This window comes from Vibrio sp. 10N.222.49.A3 (assembly GCF_041475145.1).
Lineage (GTDB): Bacteria > Pseudomonadota > Gammaproteobacteria > Enterobacterales > Vibrionaceae > Vibrio > Vibrio tasmaniensis_A.
The window spans coordinates 1-1339 of record NZ_JBFRVM010000002.1; the positions used below are offsets into that span (position 1 = coordinate 1).

1 pseudogene is annotated in these 1339 nt (G+C 51.3%); it reads left to right on the plus strand.

The window, feature by feature from the left end:
* Positions 1-1339: pseudogene (locus tag AB4589_RS00080) on the plus strand (conjugative transfer relaxase/helicase TraI); the annotation flags it as partial.

The following is a 1339-nucleotide window of genomic DNA, read 5'->3' on the forward strand; positions in this document are numbered from 1 at the left end:
CTGTATCAAAAAGGCAATGTGGAGAGTCATTCTTGGGTTGGCAAGCGAGCCAGCAACACCAACGTAAAACTGCATGACAATGATACCGATAGGATAGCGCGGGTGTACGCCGACCTCCCCGATAAAGCCAACACGCAAGTGATTGCCACTTCCAGCGTCGAGCAGCGGCGGTTAACCGAAGCGATACGGGGCCAGCTCAAAAATACCGGCGCCCTCGCCAGACACGAAACCACCCTATTCACTCAAACCCCTCACCACCTCTCTAAAGCGCAACAACCCCTCGTTCAACACTACAAACCAGGCATGACACTCACCCATTGGGAGAAAAACAAACCTCAGAGTTTTGTCATCGCCAGTATCGACAAAGAGAGCAACACCATGACCGCACTCAGCAAACGCGATGGACAATCACACACCTTTGACCCGTCCAGTCGCGCCTTTAAGCACATGAAGATGCAAATCAATAAACCGCAAAGTCTCAATATCGCCCAAGGCGAACGCCTTCAAACGCTAGGCAAACACTTCCCTGCTGGCTTGGACGCGAACCAAAGCTACCTTGTCACTCACATTGACAAAGAAAGCCTCACGCTTGAGAGCAAAGGGGAAACGCAGCGCGTCAACTTAGAGAGCCTAAAAGACGCGCCGCTGCAATACGACTACGTTCATAGCGCCCACCATATTGAGCCAAAAGCCCATACTTTACTGTCAGGCAAAGCATTTACCCTATCTAAGCCCCTGATAAGCGACCTGACTGAAAAAATAGAGCGCCTTGATATCTTCACCGACAAACCAGACAAAGCCCAAAGCGCACTTGAAAAAGAGCAGGTCTCCCCGTCAGCCATTGAGCGTGTACTGCAGACGCAAAACGTCAACGACCGCTACCTAAACGACGCCACCCAAGATTTGCTAAAGCAGGATGTCAGTCAGGCACTGTCAGCACTAGCCAAAGCGCAAAACGCCCCACTCATCGAAAAAGCGGTCAGCTTTGCCCTGAACCACCTCTCAGAGCGAGAAGCGGCTTTTAGCCAAAAAGCCTTAGTAGTGGAAGCGGTGCGTTACGCCTTTGAAGAAGCCGGAGGCTCTATTACCAAAGAGCAGGTTGAAACAGAGCTGAATAAACGCAGCAACACCCTCTCTGCAGAGTACAGTGACGGCACACGCTGGACGACGCAAGCCGCGCTGGAGACTGAAAAGCGCATCTTACAAAACATCGATGATGGTAAAGGCCAACATCAACCTTTTGCAACGCCTAAGCAGGTGCAAGACTTTTTCGATACCAAGCCTCGCTTAACCCAAGGGCAAAAGGACGCCATCACCCTTATCTCAACCACCAAGGACA